The following is a 507-nucleotide window of genomic DNA, read 5'->3' on the forward strand; positions in this document are numbered from 1 at the left end:
GGCTGGCGACATAAGCTATGTGTGGACGCGCGAGGGGTGGCTGTATCTGGCTGTCATCCTTGACCTGCATTCTCGGCGCGTGATCGGCTGGTCAGTAAGCAATCGGATGAAGCGTGATCTGGCGATCCGTGCCCTGAACATGGCAATCGCGCTACGCCAACCGCCCAAAGGCTGCATTCATCATACGGATCGCGGATCCCAATACTGCTCTCACGATTACCAGAAACTCTTACGCCAGCACGGCTTCGAAGTGTCGATGTCCGGCAAGGGAAATTGCTATGACAACTCTGCAGTCGAGACGTTCTTCAAAACAATCAAAGCAGAGCTGATCTGGCGCAGGTCGTGGCAGACGCGAAGAGACGCAGAGTTGGCCATCTTCCAGTATATCAACGGCTTCTACAATCCGCGCCGACGGCACTCAGCATTGGGCTGGAAAAGCCCGGTCGCCTTCGAACGGAAAGTGGCCTAAAAGAGCACCTGGGGCGGCACTAAACCGCGACAGGTCCA

1 protein-coding gene is annotated in these 507 nt (G+C 56.2%); it reads left to right on the top strand.

Features of this window, described 5'->3' with window-relative positions:
• Window positions 1-469 (top strand): IS3 family transposase (locus DQ230_RS16995; protein ID WP_113913716.1); only part of this gene is annotated, 469 nt, incomplete at its 5' end.
• Between the last annotated feature and the right edge of the window lie 38 nt (window positions 470-507).

This window comes from Roseovarius dicentrarchi, from assembly GCF_003316635.1.
Lineage (GTDB): Bacteria > Pseudomonadota > Alphaproteobacteria > Rhodobacterales > Rhodobacteraceae > Roseovarius > Roseovarius dicentrarchi.